The 1,449-nt window shown below is 67.0% G+C and carries 1 protein-coding gene; it reads right to left on the bottom strand.

What is annotated here, in order from left to right:
- Positions 1 to 109 precede the first annotated feature (109 nt).
- Positions 110 to 1,449 (bottom strand): acyltransferase family protein (locus AC2VOP_RS03035; RefSeq protein ID WP_486959600.1); only part of this gene is annotated, 1,340 nt, incomplete at its 5' end.

The raw sequence follows: 1,449 nt of genomic DNA on the forward strand, positions 1-1,449 counted from the left end.
ACACCTCCGGTGCGCTTTTCGCACAACTTCGGGACCGGCTCAACGGCGCGCTGCTGGGTGTGCCGCGCCGATCTTGTGCAAGACCACGTCGCCGACGTCGCGCACCGTCTCAACTGGGGGCGAGTACCCGATCCGCCAGCGCTCCCATCACCGGGGCCAGCAGGCGGGAGTAGACGAGCGACACGTGGTGTCTGTCGGTGTAGATCAGGGTGTTGCCGACGATGACCGGGCAGCGGTCAGCGGTGCAGAACAGCTCGGTGAGGTCGGCGTAGTATCCGCCGCCGGCTTTGGTGGCGGCGGACTCGGCCGCGATGCCGGTTTGGTTCACCGCTGTCGACCTAGATGGCGAGCAGACACTCACGTCATCGAGGTGGAGCGACACGCAATCCGGGACGACGGACTGCGGATCCGGTATCGGCCCGAGGACCAGCACATGGGCACCAATACTGCGCAGCTGCTGCACTTGACGGGTCAGGCTGGCGATCCACTCCGGATCGTAGGACGTTAAACCTGAGGTAATGCCGTAATGGGCGCCGTATCGGCGCATCATGTCGAGTACGACCAGCCGCGGGTGCTCAGCCTGCAACCGGGCGAGGATCTGAGCTCGCCACTGCTCGCACTCCGTGTACTGCCTGCCGAAGAGACGGAGCGAGATGGGCAAATCCATCCAGGGGCATAAGCCCTTGGTCATAGTCTCCAGCCGCCAGTGCCGCTGCGCGGCGACCTGCTCAAACGCCGGCTCCCACATCGTGGCATTCGAATCGCCGACCAGGGCTACCGTCGTCGACGAAGCGGTATCGCCCGTCGCGCACTCCGGCTGCCCGCGCTCGACGAAATTACGTAGGCACCCACCGAGAGCAAGGGTCTTCAGCTCGGCTGTCGCGTCGACAAGCGGCGGGTTCAGGTTCGAGGGAACGGCTTTGAGGTCGGCCGAGGCCGCAATCGCAGTCTGCACCTGCGCGAACGCCTGGCCCACCGCCACGTCATACGCAGCGATGCCGGAGCCCGCGGGGGAACGCGCCGCAGCGAAGGTCAGCGCGGGCGCTGCTGGGCCACGGCCGACTGGAGTGGGTATCAGGACCAGCAGCGTCACGCCCACACACACCGGCAGCGCGGTGGCCGCACCACCAAGAGCGAGACTGCGGCCTGCCGACCGGCGAATGGGAGCGGCGAATCGCAGGGGATTCTCGACGAAACGAAGGGTGAGCACAGCCAGCCCAAGGGAAAACAAGATCGCTATCAGCGACCGCGCTAGGGATGGGCCGGTCGCGGAGGCAGGCGCCACCAGCAGCACCGGCCAGTGCCACAGATACCACGAGTAGGACACCCGGCCGATCGCCCGCATCGGCCGCACTGCCAGCACCCGGCCGCATCCCTGCGACGGTGCGGCACAGCCGGCACCGATCACCAGCACCGCACCCAGCACGGGCAACAGCGCGGCGATACCGG

The sequence above is a fragment of the Mycobacterium sp. TH-M106 genome (assembly GCF_057473765.1).